Origin of the sequence: Mycoplana dimorpha (genome assembly GCF_003046475.1) — a bacterium.
Lineage (GTDB): Bacteria > Pseudomonadota > Alphaproteobacteria > Rhizobiales > Rhizobiaceae > Mycoplana > Mycoplana dimorpha.
Map to the genome: position 1 here is coordinate 18,611 of NZ_PZZZ01000012.1, position 18,447 is coordinate 37,057.

An 18,447-nucleotide genomic window follows, 5' to 3' on the forward strand; every position below is an offset into this window, starting at 1 on the left:
TTGGCTTGAAGCGGCACGATATCATGGCTTCGATGATCGTACAATGCGCTTGTACGTATCACTATCGATACAGGGTACGTATCGATAGTTATATATCGAACTCAAACGCGTACCCGGTGAGCAACTCTAATTTTGAGATAGAGTTCGTTTAGCAAATCATTTACCATGATTTCAATGTCTTACGATCTCGCCAATTTGCCCATCCAGAGCCTGCTCAAGCCCATCTCCGAGGCCGGAACCGCGCTCGCGCGGCTCGACGAGCGCATTACCCGCTCCGAGGTCGGAGCCGGCTTCCTCGAACGGTCGCATTTCGCCGACGCATGCGCGTCCCTCTGGATCGACGGCGAGCTCGTGCATCTCGAAGACCTCGTCCTGCACGATGCCAGCCATGACATCCGCACGCCGACGCATGAACTCACCATCGCCCGCGACGTCTTGCGCACCCGCCGGCGGATCGCCACGCAGCCGCCCAGCTGGGCGCTTACCTCGGAGGGTCTCCGTAGCCTGCGTAGGCACAACGTCGTTGCCAGCGCGCCTGCGCCGGCAGTTGGTGAGGAAGGCGCCCTCGAGCGCGAAAGCACGGCAGTGCCTGTCGACGTGTCTGGGGAAGGGGAGGATCAATATGCCGACGATCATGCCAGCCAGCTCGACGCCGAGCTGGCCGCGATCGATATAGTCCTGGCACGGTCGGAAGCCGTGTTGAAAAGAGCGGCCGCTCCAACAAGCCGGTCGCGGGATCGTGACCCGCTCGTCTATGATCTCGACTGGGACGAGGACGCGCGGCTGGAGGAATGGCGCGCCGTGATCCGGCAGGTGGAACATTTGCCGCCAGTGCTGCAGGCTATCGTCGCCCTCGATGCCTGGAACACGATCGAGGTGCTGCAACACGCGCCCTGGCTCGGCCGGCATCTCGCTGCCTCGATCCTGCGCCAGACCGGCATCACGACCGGCGCCCATCTGGCCGCCATCAACCTCGGTCTGAAAACCATTCCCGTCGATCGGCGCCGACATCGCAGTCGAGAGGTCCGGCTGCTGGCCATTGCCGACGGGCTGATCGCGGCCGCCGAGATCGGCTTGAAGGAACATGACCGGTTGGCGCTTGCGCGAAAAATAATGGAGCGGAAGCTGCAGGGGAGGCGGACGTCATCAAAGTTACCGGAGCTCGTCGATCTTGTCATGGGCACGCCGCTCGTTCATGCTGGGACGGTCACGAAAACGCTCGGGGTTACGCCACAGGCGGCACGGCGGATTGTGGCGGAGCTGGGCTTGCGCGAAATGACGGGGAGGGGGAGGTTTCGCGCTTGGGGCGTCCTGTGAATTAGCCGAATAGATTCTACTAGCTTGACCATGTTAATTTTTTACTCCACAAATGAGGCGGAGAAAATTAACATGAGTAGGCGACATGGAAAACATCAGCCCAAAGACAATTACTGATCCTGAGATTGGCGACCTGTACCTTGCTCACCTGGAACTTGAGCGTGAGAAATTGATCGCGGCAGGTCATCACGCACTTGCTGCTGCTGCGACTGCCTCACCACTGCATCCGACCAATGCGGCCGGCATGTTCGCGTATATGGACGGAGTGAAGGGCCTTCGAGCCGAAAACCTCGGTGGAAATTGGGAGATCTTTAGCGAAGAAGGTGTGGAAGGCATCCGCAATGACGCCCTCAAGCTTCGAGTTCTCTTTGTAAATGTCAATCAAGCCTGTCGCAAAGCGGATCCTAAAGCGCGGTCTCGAAAAGGCGCTGGCTCCGAGCGCGTGGCTTGTGGCGATATGTTTGAAGCGGCCGGTATCGACCTCCCTATCAGCGTGGTCAAGTTTCATGGAGACCACAAAACATATTACCTGATGGTCGACCAGTTTGGCGCAATGGAACTCAGTTTACCTGTGGTGAAGAATGGCCAATTCCTTCGCTGTATCGATCGCGTATTTTTGATTGAGGGTGGCGATCTGGATGCGGTCGATTTTGGCATCAATGAACCGACCAACGATCCAGATCTGGATATCGTCGTCAGTCGAAAATAAAGCCGAACAATCATGTTCAATGGAAAGAGACTCAGCCTCGCCAGAAAAAGGCAGAAGCTGACAGCGAAGGAACTCGCAGAAAAGGCCGGCGTATCGCCGGTCACAATCACGCGGCTTGAAACCGGCCAGAACCAGGCGGATTCTGGAACACTTGAGAAGCTCGCAGAGGTTCTGGGTTATCCCGTGCAGTTTTTCTTCAAGGAGGACCCCGCACTCCTTTCAGCAGAAATCGTCAGCTTTCGCAGCCTGTCGAGCATGACCGCGAAAGAACGAAACGCTGCCCTTTCGGCCGGCGATAACGGGGTCGAAGTCTATGAGTGGCTTGAAAATCGATACAATCTACCGGCGTTGGATTTGCCGTATTTCGACCCGGAATTGACTCCTGAAGCTGCCGCCGATGCTCTCCGCCAGCACTGGGGCCTCAGTTACCAACCGATCGCAAACATGATGAAACTGGTGGAGGCCAAAGGCATCCGCGTTTTGGGGCTCGAAGAAACCACGGCAAATGTCGATGCATTCTCGTTCTGGCAAAATGACAAAGCGTATGTGTTTCTGAATTCGTTCAAATCGGCGGAGCGTAGTATTTTTGATACGGCTCACGAACTGGGCCATTTGGTCCTGCACAGGCATGGCCAAACCTCAGGTGCGGATGAAGATACACGCACGGCCGAGGTGGAGGCAAACCGATTCGCTTCCGCTTTTCTAATGCCGGAGGAAGACGTTAGGGCCAGAATGCCCCGTCTTATAACAGCTGATCTTATTTTACGGGCGAAGAAAAGATGGCGCGTTTCGGCGATGGCGCTGGCATACCGACTGGCACATCTTACCAAACCCATGCTCTCCGAATGGCAATATCGGTCCATATGTATCGAGCTTGGGAAACGCGGTTATCGCACGAGCGAACCTGATGGCATCCCCAGGGAAACGTCTGTGCTATGGGGGAAGGTTTTATCCCAGCTTTGGGCGGAGCGGAAAAGTCTCGTGGACGTTGCCGATGAGCTATCGCTTCCTATGACCGAGGTCGAACGACTTTTATTTTTTATTCTGCCCCAGCACGGTACCGACAATCAGGGTGGTGAAGTCCGACGCTCAAAGCTGAGTATCGTGAAGTAGACGTCAAGATTGAGTGGACGCGATGGCCGGCGATCATACAAGTCATGGCAAGTGGTCTGAGCCAGGGGTGCCCAAAAAGGGCTGGTCATGTGTCGGGATCGAGGATCTGGGCGAACCGTCCCAGCTTTGCGAAATGTGCGAAAGCGTCACCATCCGCTACGTCCATTATATGAAGCACGACCAGACCACGGAATACTTGGCCGTTGGCTGTGTCTGTGCCGAACATATGGAAGAGGATTATGTCCGCCCGAAAGAACGGGAGAGGGGATTAAGGAGCCTCGCCAAACGCCGGAAAATATGGGCCGAGCGCTCATGGAAGCGATCTGCCAAAGGCAATGATTACATCAATACGGAAGGTTTCAACCTGACGGTATTCACAAAAAATGCGGGCTTCGGCGTGGTGGTCACGAACCGCAAGAACGGCGCGGCCAGAAGCGGCAATAAGGAATTCGCCTCCGTGGGAGAGGCAAGGGCAAGGGCCTTAACCGCGTTGGTCTGGGCCAAAACACATTAGCAGTCAGGGTGAGGAAACCATGACGGAGACCGTCGAGGAAGAACGACCGATCACTGTGCCCAACATCAGTATCGGCGTGCAGGGTATGGAAGAGAAAGCAGGCGAGAAGCTCGCCTATTGCGTCGGCGACTATGTGCGTGAGTTAAGCCGCTACATCAATCTTGAGCGCTTGGACGGCATTACCATTGCCGTCGATTACAAGGAAGCGCTGCTGGCCCTCGATCGCGGATATGAAACGGAACACCGGCTGACACCTAGCTCCGAACTTGTCGAAGGCGTAGCGATGGCGCCGAGCGTCATCCGTGACGGCGTCCTTAAATCGCATCTCGTGCTGAACGCCGCATACATCTATTCCCTGCCTGATGAGGAAGACGAGCACTACGCCCATTCACTGCATCTGCTCGCCCATGAATGCGCCCATGTCGAACTCACGATGACGACCGACAAGGCGTTTCCCGATACGCTTCTGAAAACAATGTACAATGATGCAGCGGACGCGTGTGAAGGGCAGGCCGAAACGGCCTGCTGGGATGAGTATGCGGCTTGCCGTATCGCAGCCCCGTTCGGCCGCGATCCGCTGGGCGATTATAGTGAAGCCTTCATCACCCATCTCATGGAGACGATGACGCGGGCGAACGCATGCATCCGGCGCTATCGCACCGATCACGACCATGATCGGATACTTTCCGAAGTCGTGCGCTATTACCAGAACCTCATGACAAGCGGCAGCTACCTGCTCGGACATATGGACGGTCGCAGCTTGACGATGGACGATGTGCCTGCGGTGCGTGACGCGCTGGAAGGGCATTGGTTCGCGCCGTTCTTCGAGAGACTGTGCACGGCGCTTAGGAAACTATCGTCCAGGTATGGTCAATGGGAAGACCGAACCGAATTCGCACCGATCGGCGAGATCTTCATCGATGTGCTGGGCGAGGGTGGCTTCTTTTTTCAATGGGACCGGCACGGCAATTGCGGCTTCCGCATTCCGTTCACGTTAGCCACAATGTAATTGTTAAACACGGGGGCGGCAACGGGAGACCTGACAACTGCTCATACGCAGGTCGTCATCACCTACGCCTTTCCGGTTGAGCGTGGCCATTCCCGCAATGCGGATTCGGCGGCAGGCCGCGACGCGGGGGGCAGAGGCTACTGTCGAGCCATGCGTTGAAATCCGCTGGAGCAAACATGACCGGCATGCGTTCATGATGGGGTTCCATCCATGCGCTCGCACCGGACACGATGATGTTGCAGAAGAGGATTTCTTCTTTGCTGAACGCATCGGTCCATTGCAGCGGCGGCGCTTATAAACGTCGCGGAACAATGGCTTTTCCGTCACCGTGTCACTACTGCTGCACCCTTGCCGCGCGGCGAACGCGGGGAGAGGGAGGAGAGGAAGCGTCAATAGCGGAGAGGGGGCGCCCGATCTGCACGAAGCGCAGCGCAGCAAGATCGGGAGACAGCTATTGATGCTTGCTGGGCAGTGATGGGGCGCGTCCCACCCTTCCCACGGGCGACGTCTGTGGCCGCAAGACCCTCATCAGGGATGGAAGCTGACCAGCCGAAACCGGTCACGGGTTCGGTTCACGACAGCCTGTACACCGACGGTGCGATGATGATTTTCCCCTCACCAATTGCTATTTCTAGTGGGAACGGAGGGACAGGCGGATGGCAAAGACGGATATCGGACTGCGGCAGGCACACAAGCTCGCCAATATGCCGGCTGACAAACGCACGGCGTTCCTCGCCGAAGGCCTGCCTATCCTGCTGGAAAGCGCGCGCGGCCTCTATGCCGCGTCGCAGAAGATCTCGGACATGCCTCGTGAATCGAGCGTGCTAAAAGGCCATGCCGAAGAGGAAGCTGCGAAGATCCTGATCCTCATGGACATCGTCCGCTGTCCCAAAAAGCTCGTCGCCGGCAGGATCGGGACGCTGATGAGCTGGTACTACGACCATCTTTCGCGCCTTCTCTATGCGGAGGCCTGCCAATGGCATCCGGTCGATCTGAAGGAACTGCGCAAGATCATCGATAATAATCGCGCCACCCATTATCTCGAGGGTGGCATGGGCGAGTACATCCTGCCCAATGACCTCATCTACCAGCGGGAAACCCGCCTCTATGCAGATATCGAAGGCCTTGATGACGGCACCCTTCAATGGGTCGCCCCCAACGCATCTATTCGCCTGTTCGACTCGAAACCGAACGCCCTAGTGGTCGCAGAGGCCCTGTCCGCGGTTGGCGCCTTCAGCATCAAGGGCATCAATGCCATCTCCGCGGTCTGGAACGAGGTGGATTTTCAAGATGACACGAGCCACCATGAAAGTGAGCGGCTGATCGTGGCCAGCCTCGAGCGTCTTATCAAAGACAAGCTGGTCACGGACGCGGCCAACGACGACCATGTCAGACATCTACGTGGCCGCTGGCAGATGCCGCTCTACGTACTGGACATGAAAGCAAAGGCGGTGGAACGCGAGGCCCTCGAAGAGGAACAGGAACGTATGCTTTGGGCCGAGATGGGCGTCGGTAACGAATATTGAGCCTACCGTTTAAGCGGTCCCATCGCGGCGTAGGTATCAGGATACTCGCTTTCCAGAAGCGCCTCTTTCATATCGTTCAGTTCCTGCAGCTTGCGTACTGTATCCTTGCTGATCGTGGAGAGGCTGTGGGCGATCACGATGCCAAGCAGCATCCCGAAATCGAGGCATGCCAGTAGCGACCGATCGTACTCGAGGGATCCACGGGGATGGAGTCCGGTGAGATTGACCTGGACATGGGTGCCGATATCCTTCGGCGCTTCCATGTGGTGATGGATCGAATAAGGATTGGGATGGGCACCCCAATCGATAGCGCCCTGATAGGCCAGATTGATCAGGTCCGCCTTGCCGGTATTGGGTTCCTTCTTGTCGATGGCTGCGGCCACTTCCTTGACGGCCGACGTGAACGTCTTGCGTGCCGCTTTCATGTCGGCGTCGCTCTTATGACGGTTCAGCCATAAGGCCTCGACAGCGGTATCCGATCGCATCAGATAGCCGTAGCAGGCCGATTCCAGTGCCGTGCGGAGCAACGGATAGATCGCGACCGCGTGACCGGTCAGTGCCGTGGCAACACTGGCTTCGTAAAGCATGAAGCTGTGCATGAGCAGGAAGGCGGCCGTGGGGGTGAGTTCTTGTTCGCCGGCGAGCAGGTCTTTCTGGAAGAAGTCGCAGAACCGCTCGACTCCGGCGAGTAGCGGAGAGGGCTCTGCGATGGACGCGGTGACGTTGCCTTGGGCGACCTCGATGTAATCGCGGAAGCCCTGTTCGGGTTTGAACAACATAAAATCGCTCCGTCGGTCTGGTTGTATTGCAAAGAGCCTAGCGCAATCCTATGTAAAGCAAAGGAGCGTTTAGCCTAACAGGCTTAACAGGTGCGGGGGCAGTTCCCGCAGCGGCGTTCTGTGCCGTTGGCCTCTTCCTTCTTCTGCCCCTCATCGGGGTGCAATTCTACCTGTTCATGAATCTAGAGAGAAAGGGTACGCCTATGACCACAGAGACGACAACGCACATGACCGGAACTAACCACTTTTGGAATGCAACCTTGCAAACTATCGTGGCCTTCGGCACGGGCGCCGCGTCAGGGCTTACCCTGTTAGGCTAAACGCTTCGATCCTCATGCGGCGGTGACCGGCAGCAAATGTCGCTCCTTGGTCCCGACTTTTCCCGCGCTATGCCTGGGTATCGTCAATTTTCTTCGGCTCCTGCACGGCAGGGACGGCGTGACCGGAGAATTTGTATATACGCTTGGTGACGCTCTGCCGCTCGCCACCTATGCCGAGCATGACACCAGTTTCCTTCGCCTCGATACCCGCCTTGCCACTCATCGACGTGTCATAGAATTCTTCGATCTCGACGGTTTCGGCATTGGTGATCCGATGGGCGATGGCCAGTTCTTGCGCGATTTTAGCCTGCTGCAGCTCGAAGCCCAGGCGCAAACTCTGTTTTGATATTTCGTCGCGCAGTTCGTCGATGCCTTTTGAGGAGGCGTCATCGACTTCCCTCGAGCTGTTTTCGATGGTGTTTACGATTGTTGCACCTAGCGGAAACATCGCAACTGTGACGGCCTTCGCAACTTCTTTGATGATTTCAGCCGTCGCGACCGTTATATTTCCTGCAGCCATTAATCCCCCCGGGTGCAAAATTCCTGTTTGAAAACTCGATTTTCAACGAAGCATAGCGGGTAAATTTAGTTCATGAAAATCCCGCGGAAGGGGCCGTTTAGTTCTCGGGCGTTCGTTTGTGAACTGTTTCAGGGGTCTTTATAAACTCTTTAAAGAAAAATATCTCATTGATTTGTAAATCATAAATCGGTTAATTGGCCTCAACTGCTCTCCAACTGTCTCTAGAGATAGAATTGTCTAGCGACTAAATTTTTTCGCATAAACGCGGAAATCGCCCCATGACTCACGGAGCGCAGGTGATGCAGGACTCGATTGTTGAAGTGACGAAGACCGTCTCGGGTCTTTCTATTGAAACCTTGCTTGGGCTGATTGCCCTCGGCGCATTCGGCCTGGCCGCATTCGCGATCTATGCGGTGCTGTCGGTGACAGGGAGGCATAAGTGAAATCACTGCAGAAGTGGGTGCGTTTGCCATCGGCCTGGATCGAGGAAGGCGGCTTGCGTAAATTTGTGTGGGAGAAGGAAGTAGGCGGCGATAACATCGCGGCCCTTATGGCGTTGATGGCGATCGCGCATAATGCGGATGCAGAGACAGGCGAGTCGCACATTACCTATGATGTGCTGTGCAAGGCCACGAGCTTGAGCCGGTCGAAGCTGTCGAACGGTCTCGATATTCTCGACGAACTAGAAATCATCGATCGTGCGTCCAATGGCCGGAGCACCTATCAGCTGCGCAACTACGACCGCGATGGCGGGTGGGCCATGCTGCCGGCCAAGCGGCTTTACGCCAACGGGCGCATTGCCGGCCTCACAGAGTTTCGGTTGCGCAGCGTCACTGAACTCAACGCGCTGAAACTCTATTTTCTCTTCGTCGCCCGTCGTGGCCGTGACACGAACATGGCGAATATCAGCTTTCTGAAGATCAACGAATACACGGGGGTCGATCCCGCAAAGATCAAAGCCGCGACAAGTTTGCTGGCATCGTCGTCGCTCGCCTACATCGAGCGCATTCCCAGCCGCACGAACGATATGGGCGTATCGAACGCCTACCGTCTTGCCGGTCTGGAAGCCTATCGGCACATGGGTACGCGTGGGCGTGGCCAGGACGCGACCGATTTTGACTGGCTCAGCGACACCTAGCGTGATGACGCCCTATCGGGTTTGGCTAGACACTTCGATCATCAACGGCGGGGACGCCAGAGGGAATGCCGACAATGAGTGAGTCGACTGGCTCATCATATTCAATGAGCGTGCCCGTGATTTCATCGGCGAAGTCGCCCTTGATCCTCCGCATAATGAGGATCCGAGAGCGCAATCGGCGAAGTTTGCGATCGCAGCAAGGGCGTTCAACCTGATGGGTGCCGACAAGCTAGTACGTGACCAGTACGCGGCATTGTCGCAACGTATCGCACTAGAAAACACTACGCTTGCTGGACTTCAGTCTCGTCTCACGGACGCGCAAGGCGCCCTCGCCCGCCGCAAGGAATTGCAGGTCGAACGCGACAATGCTTACGGGCGCGTCATGCATTGGTGATGGCTCGAGCCTCGTTCGCACATTGATCGAAGCCATGGCCGATGTACTTGACGCTCTTGATGAGGCGTCCGCTTCCCGGTGGAGCAGGAACAAGAAGGCCGCCATCAAATACGGTAATGTCCTGCGGAATTATGCGGCGAAGACCGGGAGGGGCGTTGCACCTTTGGTTAAGCTGGCGGGCTTGTTCGTCCCTTTGGCAGCCGCGGCGGGAGAGGGGTTGGACCAAGGCGCCGGCTTCCTCGACAAATTCGGGAAAGCTCCTACTGATGCCGACCTGAAAAAAGCGATATCAGAACGCCTGAAGTCGCTCGATATAAAGTTCTTGGTACTCGTCGACGACCTCGACCGTTTGGAGCCGGCACAAGCCGTTGAAGTCGTGCGGCTTGTTAGATCTGTCGCGGACTTCCCGAAAGTCGCATATGTCATGTGCTATGATCGTGCTGTCCTTGCCCATGCGCTGCAGGTCGGCCTCGACGTTACGAACGGGGACTTATTCCTGCAGAAGGTTGTCCAACTTACCTTTGCGATCCCATTGCCTGAACCGTTCGATCTGAGGCTATCGCTCCGCGAGAAAGCGTTGGGCATTTATAAACAGGTCAATAAGCAAGTGCCCTCCTCGGAAGAACAGGATGAGCTGCGCTTGGCGATCGATCGCGAAGGACAGGCACTTCGAACGCCTCGCGATGTGAAATTGGTATTGAATGGCATCCGGTTCGCTTACGCCAATCTGAGCGAGCAGGTATATTTCCCGGATATCTGCCGTATCAACCTGATTAAAATCCTCAACCCGCCACTTTACGCGTGGTTGGAGAGATACCTGTCGCTCCGATCCGTGATCGCCACCGGCGATGCGATGATCGAGGATGACGAACGGACAACGTTAGGAACAGAACTCAAGAATTTGTTGCCTTCCAGCGATGCCACCTCCATCCGCTCGATCTGGGGCTTGAGACGTTTCATACCGACCGTACGTGCAGCGGATCAGCCTAAAGACACGGTTTTCGACAATGAGAGCGAAAACGAAAAGCGGACGATGTTCCAGCTGAGACGTCTGGGTAGTCCCCAGCATTATCGCTTCTATTTTGCGCTTACCGGCCCCAAAACGGTTCTCACTGACGCGGAATACGACTTGCTGATCGATTTGGCCGCGCGCGATGACCTGGGTGAACTGAAGGCCACTCTTTTCGAGTACATTCACAAGCCACGGCCGCTCGGTAAGAGGTGGTTCGAGTACATTATCGAACAGTTCGATTATAGCCAGTGGCAACGTCTTACCGCCAGACAAATCAGGGGGATGGTGCTCGGCATAAGCGACGTTATGCAGGAAATGCTTATGACGGCCGATCACGTCCGGCCCACTATGCTCGGTATTGGCCAGAAGGCCGAAGATAGCATTCGGGAGGGCCTGAAACGCCTCCGCCACCTTGATCCAGGCATCATGACCGCAACGCTCCAAACCCTCTGGAGAGACACGCGGTCACTGGGCTGGCTGGTTGGGGAATTCTACCGCAAGGAACTGCAATATCACGGGCGTGCCGGCGATCGTACGCAGCCGGATCAACTGCACGCGCTTAGCGGTGATCAGCTTGATGCTGCCAAGCCTATTCTTGAGGGCAGGTTAGCCGATCCAGCTACCCGCTTGGAACTACGCAACACACCCCATCTCCCCTACCTGTTATTCGGGTGGCTGGATATGTCGGGCGAGGACGCCCCTACGCAGTGGGTTGCGGAATACACGAAGGAAGATGCAAACTTCGTGAAATACCTTTTACAGATGCGCAGCTGGAGCATGAGCGATCGTGTCTATTACCCGCTCCGCAAAGCGTCCGTATCGTATTTTCTCGATTGGGATGAAACTTTGGCGCGCTTAGGCCGGCTGGAAGCTGGTGAGATCAGCGGGGCAATGGCGACTGACATAGCAGAGATCCGCCAGGCAATCAAAGTGGGTAAAGAACGAGGCGATTAAAAGCCGCAGGGATCCGGATCATGTCCGGCTTACGGTTTGGCAGCGGGGGAAGGTGTAATGGAACACGAGATATCGAACTACATGCTGCGAATGGGAAAATTCGAGTTCTTTTTGATGAACATAGATATCGGCCGCGCACATGTGCATGGTTCTAGCCAGATCATCATGGGGGTCAACTGGACGCGGCTAGCACAAAAGGTAAAAATCACTACCCGTTTCCCAGTTCGATTTCGACAACCCGCCCATACGCATGTTTAAAGATTCAGCGCCTCAGTTTCTCGTTAAGGCCGACGATGGAAGACTGAAATGGGATAGCGACGAAGCCGTAATCGACTCCTGGGATCGATTATTTTCGAGAAGTTTCGCTCAACTGCGAAACAACATTGCGCATGGCAACAAAGCTTTGATGCCGGCAGCATTCACGCATGAAAGAACCGAAAAATTTCTCGTTGCAGGCCACGCATTAATGGATTTTGTCGCGCAAGCAATATTCTTTCGTACCGACTGGGATGGCCCAATCGCGTTCCGTTGATCCGATTTAGATGTCGCGTCCATCTCATGACGCAACGCATTACGGTAATGTATCTTGAAGTTATTTTCAGCGCTTAGCCCGTGGATCGAACGAAAAGCTCCGGAACCGCCGTTTCGCAACATATCGAGTATTGACCTCAATAGTGATGTCGGTTGCGGCGTCATTCTTGATGATTGGGTTCCATTACATGTCGCGCATACGGTAAAGGCACAAAGCCTTCAAAGCAGTTGGCACGAGGTGAGGGAATACGTCACGAAGGCCTGCGAGGTCATTCGGGCTGATAAATCGCTTCCCATTGATCGCGAAGAACAAGAAATGATTCTCGGTCGGTGCGGGCCCCTCCCATTGCAGTCCTATCCGCTCTATTTCGTAACCACCAAAATTGACGAAGGTCCGGAGACTATTGTCTACATTGGAAAAACTTCGTCGAGGTCCAAGCGGTTTTCTGGCGGACATACCGCAATATCGAAATTGCATCATCCCAAATTCAGCTCCGCCGAAAAACGTCTCTATTTGGGTTGCGTGACCTTCATGGACAAAGCGACTGAATACGTGCCGCTTGAAATGATCCAGCCGCTCGCCGCGGCCGAAAACCTGCTCGCCGACTTGGAAATGCAGTTGATCTATCACTTTCAGCCAGAGCTGAACACAAGCGGCAAGAAAAGACGCCTATCGAAAGTCGAGCAGCTTATTCACATACAAGGGCTCGACTCTTGGAAGAAGGATAATTTCCTCTACCCTGGAGACAACTATGCCTCCGATGTTACCTAGCCCAAACCTGCTGAACCGATATGTGATAAAGGACATTATCACATATAATCAGGGCCTTGGTGTCAATCGGTCTACGGGTCTTCGGTTCGTATCCCTTCAAGAGCGAGGAATAGGAAACTTGCGGCATGTTGCCGGCTTCCTGTCTCAATTAAGTGGAGAGGTCCCGTTAACGCCCATTGATTTCAAACGCCGGGAAACGTCAGGAGAGGATAGTCGGCGTTACCCGAGCGTCTCAATTGGGGCAGGCAGCGGACGGTCCGCTATTGGTTAGGCCTGCTCAGAAGCGGACACACCGTAGATAAAAGGCCGAGCCCGTAAATGCCCAAATCGGACGCCTATCCCCGTAAGACATTCTCGGTCATCCTGACTAATGAAAATGTCAACTAGGCAACCAGGGGCTGACTGTATACACCTTCTTAAGAAAAGCAAAATAATTATCGCGATCAACGACTTCCCGATCTCGGCAGTTCAGAAGACAGTGTTCGTTCAGCACGGTGAAGTAGCGTCCCTCGGACGTTCGCAGTGGCCGAACGAAGAAGCGTGACTGCGCGCGGGAAAGCCTTTATTTATCGACTCATGGCCGATACCAAAGAAAACAAGCCACCGAGGACCTTTGCAACCGGTGGCGGCAACGCGACCGCGTCTGGCGTTACCTTTCAAGCATCAGTTGGGGCATCCTTTGCGGTATCAGGACTTGCGGAAACGCCGATCGACCCCAGGCTGGGTCTCGGTCAGGCGGTACCCGTCGCGCTGCGGTTCGAAACCGAAGCTCCGGTCGATGATGTTCTGGTGGAACTCAGTAGTGGCGGTTGGGTTTTTGTGCAGGGGAAGAACTCGCTTTCGAGCTCGGAATCGACGGACAGCGAGCTTGGCAAAACGTGCGACGAGTTCATTCGACTTTGGGAGCTGGCGACCAAAGGCAGCGGGCAGCATGGCTGGGACCGTTCGCTTCAGGCCGGGAGTGACGCGCTTCTGATAGCCGTCGGGCCGCAAACGTCGGGCACGATCAAGTATGACCTTGCATCCGCGCTCGATAAGAATCGATCGGGTGCGCTTCTCACGCTGACGGATCCGGAAAAAGCGATCCTCGATCGCTTCCGTAAGCTTGTTCAGGATGTCATCGCGAAGCGTGGTGATCGTGCCGCGGGCATCCACGTCGAGGACGTGCTGCCGTTTGTCTTCGTTTTTACGTACGATTTCGGTGGGCCACATAGGACTGCAGCCACTGCATGGCTCAGCAACGTGCTGGTCCAACCCTCAGCCGCGCCTGCGGCATTTGCTTTGTTAGAGACCGAGTGCGCGCGGCGCATGAGCGCACGCGATGGAGCGTCTATCAAAGGCGTTAGGGCGCTTCTTGCCAGCAGCGGCGTGGCCGTTAAAGCGCCGCCACAGTTCGAGCGCGACATTCAGACCATGAGGCAGCGGACGCTCGAGGTTGCATCGAGGCTGGCAGAATTCGAAAAGACGCGCTCAGGCAGCGAAAATCTGACAATCAAGCGAGAAGCGAGTTCGGCTGTCGTGAGCGCGGCAACAATTGGCTCGCTGGTCCTGATCGGTGATCCGGGTGTGGGCAAGAGCGCGATCATCAACGACGCCGCACGACAGATGCAGGCGGCGGGAAACGAGGTCGTTCTACTCGCGGTCGATCAGCTCGATGTTGGGACTCAAGAGGGGCTCTCGGGTCATCTTGGCCTGCTCCATCCGCTCGTGACGGTGCTAGCCAACTGGCCGGGGGCGGGCCCGGCGTATCTTTTTCTGGATGCACTCGACGCGAGCCGCTTCGCTAAGAGCGAAACTCTCATCCGCAACATCATGCGCGAGGTGATGAAGCTAGAGGGCGGACGTTGGCGGGTCGTCGCGTCGATCCGGACCTTCGATCTGCTGGTAGGGAACGAGTTCAAGGCGTTGTTCCGCGACGTCCCGCCCGACCCAAATTTCGTCGACCAGCGTTTCTCGTCGGTTCGCCACGTTAGGGTGGGTGAATGGACCGATGATGAGTTGGCTCAACTGTTGGCGAAGATCCCTTCCTTGGCGACTGCGCTTGAGCTTGGTGGGGCGAAGCTGGCCGACCTTGCGCATGTCCCATTCAACACGCAGCTTCTGGTGGAACTTCTTTCGGACGGCACGCCAGCGGAACAGTTTGGGGATCTCCGTTCTCAGGCCCAGCTTATGGACCTCTACTGGAACCGTCGGATCAGTCCGTTCGGTAACGAAGCGGTTCAGTGTCTGAGGCAGACCGTATCCGTCATGATCGACCGGAATCGGATGCAGGCGCGCAGCGTCGATGCTGGCGCTGGCACCGCGCAGGCACTGGATCGCATGCAGCAGCAAGGGGTGCTGGTCTCGACCAATAGCGGACGCGATGTCGCGTTTCGTCACCATATCCTGTTCGATTACGTCGCTGGGCGAGTGCTGATCGATCTTGAGGATCAGACATCGCTTAAAGACCGACTTAAAGGGTCAGGGTCGGGTTTGTTGCTGGCGCCGGCTCTTTCGTTTGCGCTTCAGCATCTGTGGGATAGCTCTGACGCGACACGGTCGGCATTCTGGCAAGGCGTGTGTGGCCTTGCCGGTGGCCCGTCGGTTGATCCGGTGGCGCGTATCGCCACGGCCCGCGTTGCCGCCGAGTTACCCACTGTCGAAGGTGACATGGAGGGGTTGCTTTCGATGCTGCGCGCCCATGGCGCCGATACCGCTTTCGAATGCGTGAAACAGGTCGTCGGCGCGATGACGATCAGGCTTGAGGACGAAGTAGACGAGGTAGCACTCGAACCATGGGCGTATCTTGCTGAGGGCCTCGCCCCGTACGTTAGCAGTGTCGCGTGGCCGCTGCGGACCCTCGTTGCAACACTGCTCGATCGGAGGGACCGCGATGCAAAGAACTGAAGCGCAGATCGGTGTAGCGGCACGCGCGCTCATGGGCTTTGCGTTCGACGACGCGCGGGGCGGGGGGATGATGCCGCTGGCCATCGGCTTCGTCGGTCGGACATTCGGCACCGATTCATCAGCGTCGAAGCAGGCAATAGCCCGACTTCTTGAACCATCGCGCATGGCGGACCACGCTGCGGACGACATGCATTGGCTTGCGCAGGAAGTGGGTCGGATCAGCAAGTTCGATCCGGAATTCGCGGTGTCGATCTATGAGGCGATTTTTCGGCATGTGATCGATGAAGGGCGCCCAACCCGATTGGGCAATAGTCAGATCCTGCCGCTGACTAGCAACAGCCGTCAGGACTTCAAGATGGCGCAGTGGTCGCTCAAGGAGGCGTACCCAGATTTTTTCAAGCGAAATCCGAAGGTAGCTACGCGGGCGGCGATCGCGGTCGCACAGGCGTATCGCGATACGTCACACACGCTGCGCGAACCGAGCGATCGACAGAGTATCAAGGTGGGAGATGTCGAAGCTGGCCTGATCAACGACCTCAGCTACATTTGGGCAGCCTCACACCGAGCGAAATATTCCGACGACGCGCGCGAGATTATCGATGCCTTCGTCGATGGCGTGCTCGCGCTTGATGAGCCGGATGCGCTTGAGGTGATCGCCATCGTGATTTCCTCGAGCGATGTCGCGTGGCTATGGGCGCGGCTTTTCATGATCGGGGCTAGGCGCGGTGGCGAGGTGGCGAAAGCCTTATGGCCGTGGGCTTCCCAGATGCCCTTCCTGAGATCGACGGACACTCTGAAGGACGCCATCGATCTAATAGCTGCGGGTTATGCGGATCGATCCGAACCGGAGAAGGCGACGTTCGAGGACGCCGTGATGGGCCAGGCGTATCCCACGGCGGATATTCCTGAAAAACGCGAGCTGCAGTTCAAGCGGCGGGTGTTTGGCGCGATCGGCCTGGCAAAGCTTGCGACGCCTGATGCGCGACGTATCGTTGAGGCGGCTGAGTTGGAGCAGCAGGCGGAGCCCAATGAACGGCTCTATGAGGAAGTCGAGGCGTACGACATTGAGGCGCCCGAGTTTCATCATCTTCGGAGCGCCGGCGTTGATACAAAGGCTCTCCAAAATGTGCCTGTGCTCGACGCTATCCGCATGGTGGATACAAAGAGTGTTGCGGGTCAGTCGGCCGCTGCCAGCATCGATGTCGTCGCCCTTCTGGTAGCCCAGCTCGTTGGTAGCCCACCCGTTGTGGATGATCTGGTGCGCAGCTATGGCTGGGAGACTGCGGCACGGGCGCTCGAGTCTGCCACCCACGAATTTGCAGCGGTAAAAGCGCTGAACTCCGGTCAAACGGCTGCGCTCGAGGCCCTAGTCGCGCAGTTTCCGATTAAGAGCGATGGCGAGGGTGGTGCCAGCGAAGTTACCCGTGAAAGTCTCGCGGGGCTCGTTTTGAACCTCGCGCGTGTCGACAGCGCGGTCGCAACCCGCTTTGCCGATATGATTTCCGGTTTCGCGCGTGACGAGGGGGTGTTCGTGCGCAATGCCGTTGCGTCACGACTTCATTACCTCTGGGATAGCAATCGAGATCTGGCCTGGAAGCTGGCAGACTATTTTGCCAGCAACGAGGTTAACACGCACGTTCTCATCAATGTCGGTAGCTTTGGAAGCCGCGTAATGGGCGCCGATCTGGATGGCGCGCAAACGCTCGTTCTCGGTTTGGTTGCTCGTGTTGACGGGTTTGCTGAACCGGCGCGAAGCGAGGTTCTCGACCAGTTCGGATCGATCGTGTTCAGACTCTGGACCCGTCACGGACAACAGGAAGCGCGCGAGGTTCTCGATCACTGGCTCGCGAGCCGCGATGCATACAAGGGTGCGCTAGGTGGCGGTGCGTTCTCGATTAGGTGGGGTCTCACGCTCGCTTACGAAAGCGAGGATCCTGGGCAGATATCGGCATCGAAGCGCTGTCTTGCGCTTGCTTACGAAATCATCGACAGGACGGCCACGGGGCTGGGGACCTATATCGCGGCGGAACCGGCGACACGCACCCCTGATATGGACGAGAACGCCTCGAGCGACGCGATGCTGCTCGACAAGATGGCATCTCAGTTTTTGTTTGCCGTGGGACCGACAGAAATCCGTGAGGGCGGGGAGCCGAGAACGCTTTTGTCGGCACAGAGCAGGCAGGCGTTCGTCTCTGATAATGCCAGGATGTTCATGCGCGTAGGGGACGCAGGGACACCCAAGACGATCTACTACCTTCTGCAGTTGATGGAGTTTCTGGCGCCGTCGAATCCGGCTCTGGTCTTTGACATCGTGGCTCACGCTGTCACTGGCGGTGGAAGGGCACATTCCTTCCAGATGGAGTCGCTCGGCGCCGCGCGTTTCGTGAAGCTCGTTGGTGGTATGATCGCTGACCACCGGGTGATTTTCGAAGAGCAGCAGCGACGGTTGAAGCTCGTCGATATACTGGAGCTGTTTGTGGAAGTCGGCTGGCCGGATGCCCGCCGCCTCCTGTACAGATTGCCCGAGGCGCTGCGGTAGAATCGAGGCATTGGCAAGAGGACGAGGACCGCGCCGGACGCCAGCCTCAGCCTAATCGGAGTGGCCGCTCCAATCCATCATCATCGCGACCTAAGGTGCGATGGGACCACGCCATTGCTGGCGCCAGCCTCGGCCTCGATGTCGACAATAGCACCATCCTCGACCTCCATTACGACGGCGAAGTCCGCGCAAGCACTCAGCCCCATACCTTTATTGGTACTTTGGTGACCGGTTTCTACCGTCGCGGCCCCGAGCCGCGGCCGATTTGCTCGTTAGGCGGGGCCACCGGAGTTTAGGCAGGAACCGATATCGCCCCAGGGTAAGCGGTGTTTTCAGGCCACGGCTTTGAGTTCGGGCTTTGCGGCGTAGGCCCATGGCAGCAGGTCATCGATCTGGCTATTTGAATGGCCGTTG

The 18,447-nt window shown here is 56.7% G+C and carries 17 protein-coding genes; 14 read left to right on the forward strand and 3 right to left on the reverse strand.

Translation table 11 applies throughout. The features are described from left to right. Positions 1-165 precede the first annotated feature (165 nt). From C7449_RS20715 to C7449_RS20735, 5 genes are all read left to right on the forward strand, one after another. Complete coding sequence (locus tag C7449_RS20715) at positions 166-1,317, forward strand: RHE_PE00001 family protein (RefSeq protein WP_108004812.1); 1,152 nt, start codon at positions 166-168, stop codon at positions 1,315-1,317. Between the two features lie 85 nt (positions 1,318-1,402). After that, positions 1,403-2,026 carry a hypothetical protein gene (locus C7449_RS20720; RefSeq protein WP_108004813.1) on the forward strand — a complete coding sequence of 208 codons (624 nt, stop codon included), beginning with the start codon at positions 1,403-1,405 and terminating at the stop codon, positions 2,024-2,026. A 12-nt stretch (positions 2,027-2,038) separates the two neighbouring features. After that, on the forward strand, positions 2,039-3,139 hold the full coding sequence (locus C7449_RS20725) for a helix-turn-helix domain-containing protein (protein ID WP_108004814.1): 1,101 nt from the start codon (positions 2,039-2,041) through the stop codon (positions 3,137-3,139). A gap of 22 nt (positions 3,140-3,161) precedes the next feature. Continuing rightward, positions 3,162-3,653, forward strand: coding sequence for a hypothetical protein (locus C7449_RS20730; protein ID WP_108004815.1), 492 nt, complete (start codon positions 3,162-3,164; stop codon positions 3,651-3,653). A gap of 19 nt (positions 3,654-3,672) precedes the next feature. Beyond that, positions 3,673-4,662: a hypothetical protein gene (locus C7449_RS20735; RefSeq protein WP_108004816.1), complete on the forward strand. Its 990-nt coding sequence runs from the start codon at positions 3,673-3,675 to the stop codon at positions 4,660-4,662. A 58-nt stretch (positions 4,663-4,720) separates the two neighbouring features. On the opposite strand, the gene C7449_RS22495 is transcribed toward C7449_RS20735, so the two are convergent. Continuing rightward, positions 4,721-4,945, reverse strand: coding sequence for an SOS response-associated peptidase family protein (locus C7449_RS22495; RefSeq protein ID WP_108004817.1), 225 nt, complete (start codon positions 4,943-4,945; stop codon positions 4,721-4,723). 373 nt (positions 4,946-5,318) lie between these two features. On the opposite strand from C7449_RS22495, the gene C7449_RS20745 reads away from it, so the two are divergent. Beyond that, on the forward strand, positions 5,319-6,188 hold the full coding sequence (locus C7449_RS20745) for a hypothetical protein (protein WP_108004818.1): 870 nt from the start codon (positions 5,319-5,321) through the stop codon (positions 6,186-6,188). 2 nt (positions 6,189-6,190) lie between these two features. On the opposite strand, the gene C7449_RS20750 is transcribed toward C7449_RS20745, so the two are convergent. After that, a complete protein-coding gene (locus tag C7449_RS20750) occupies positions 6,191-6,967 on the reverse strand; it encodes a hypothetical protein (RefSeq protein WP_108004819.1) in 777 nt (258 codons plus the stop codon). Positions 6,968-7,354: 387 nt separating this feature from the next. Continuing rightward, the gene (locus C7449_RS20755; RefSeq protein WP_108004820.1) at positions 7,355-7,807 is read right to left on the reverse strand and encodes a hypothetical protein; all 453 of its coding nucleotides are present in this window, start codon (positions 7,805-7,807) and stop codon (positions 7,355-7,357) included. A gap of 299 nt (positions 7,808-8,106) precedes the next feature. Between C7449_RS20755 and C7449_RS21880 the strand changes: the two genes are divergently transcribed. From C7449_RS21880 to C7449_RS20790, 8 genes are all read left to right on the forward strand, one after another. Further along, positions 8,107-8,250, forward strand: a complete 144-nt coding sequence (locus C7449_RS21880) for a hypothetical protein (protein WP_170115977.1) — start codon at positions 8,107-8,109, stop codon at positions 8,248-8,250. Further along, entirely contained in the window at positions 8,247-8,945 is a 699-nt protein-coding gene (locus tag C7449_RS20760) for a hypothetical protein (RefSeq protein WP_146165119.1), read from the forward strand. The genes C7449_RS21880 and C7449_RS20760 overlap by 4 nt, the downstream gene beginning before the upstream one ends. A 214-nt stretch (positions 8,946-9,159) precedes the next feature. Then, positions 9,160-9,339, forward strand: a complete 180-nt coding sequence (locus C7449_RS20765; protein ID WP_108004822.1) for a hypothetical protein — start codon at positions 9,160-9,162, stop codon at positions 9,337-9,339. 34 nt (positions 9,340-9,373) lie between these two features. Beyond that, complete coding sequence (locus tag C7449_RS20770; RefSeq protein WP_170115978.1) at positions 9,374-11,305, forward strand: KAP family P-loop NTPase fold protein; 1,932 nt, start codon at positions 9,374-9,376, stop codon at positions 11,303-11,305. A 250-nt stretch (positions 11,306-11,555) separates the two neighbouring features. Further along, positions 11,556-11,837: a hypothetical protein gene (locus tag C7449_RS21650; protein ID WP_146165120.1), complete on the forward strand. Its 282-nt coding sequence runs from the start codon at positions 11,556-11,558 to the stop codon at positions 11,835-11,837. A 54-nt stretch (positions 11,838-11,891) separates the two neighbouring features. Then, a complete protein-coding gene (locus C7449_RS21655) occupies positions 11,892-12,608 on the forward strand; it encodes a hypothetical protein (protein WP_146165121.1) in 717 nt (238 codons plus the stop codon). A 522-nt stretch (positions 12,609-13,130) separates the two neighbouring features. Beyond that, the gene (locus C7449_RS20785) at positions 13,131-15,494 is read left to right on the forward strand and encodes a hypothetical protein (protein WP_146165122.1); all 2,364 of its coding nucleotides are present in this window, start codon (positions 13,131-13,133) and stop codon (positions 15,492-15,494) included. Next, on the forward strand, positions 15,481-18,033 hold the full coding sequence (locus C7449_RS20790) for a hypothetical protein (protein ID WP_108004827.1): 2,553 nt from the start codon (positions 15,481-15,483) through the stop codon (positions 18,031-18,033). Before C7449_RS20785 ends, C7449_RS20790 begins: the two co-directional genes overlap by 14 nt. Positions 18,034-18,447 lie beyond the last annotated feature (414 nt).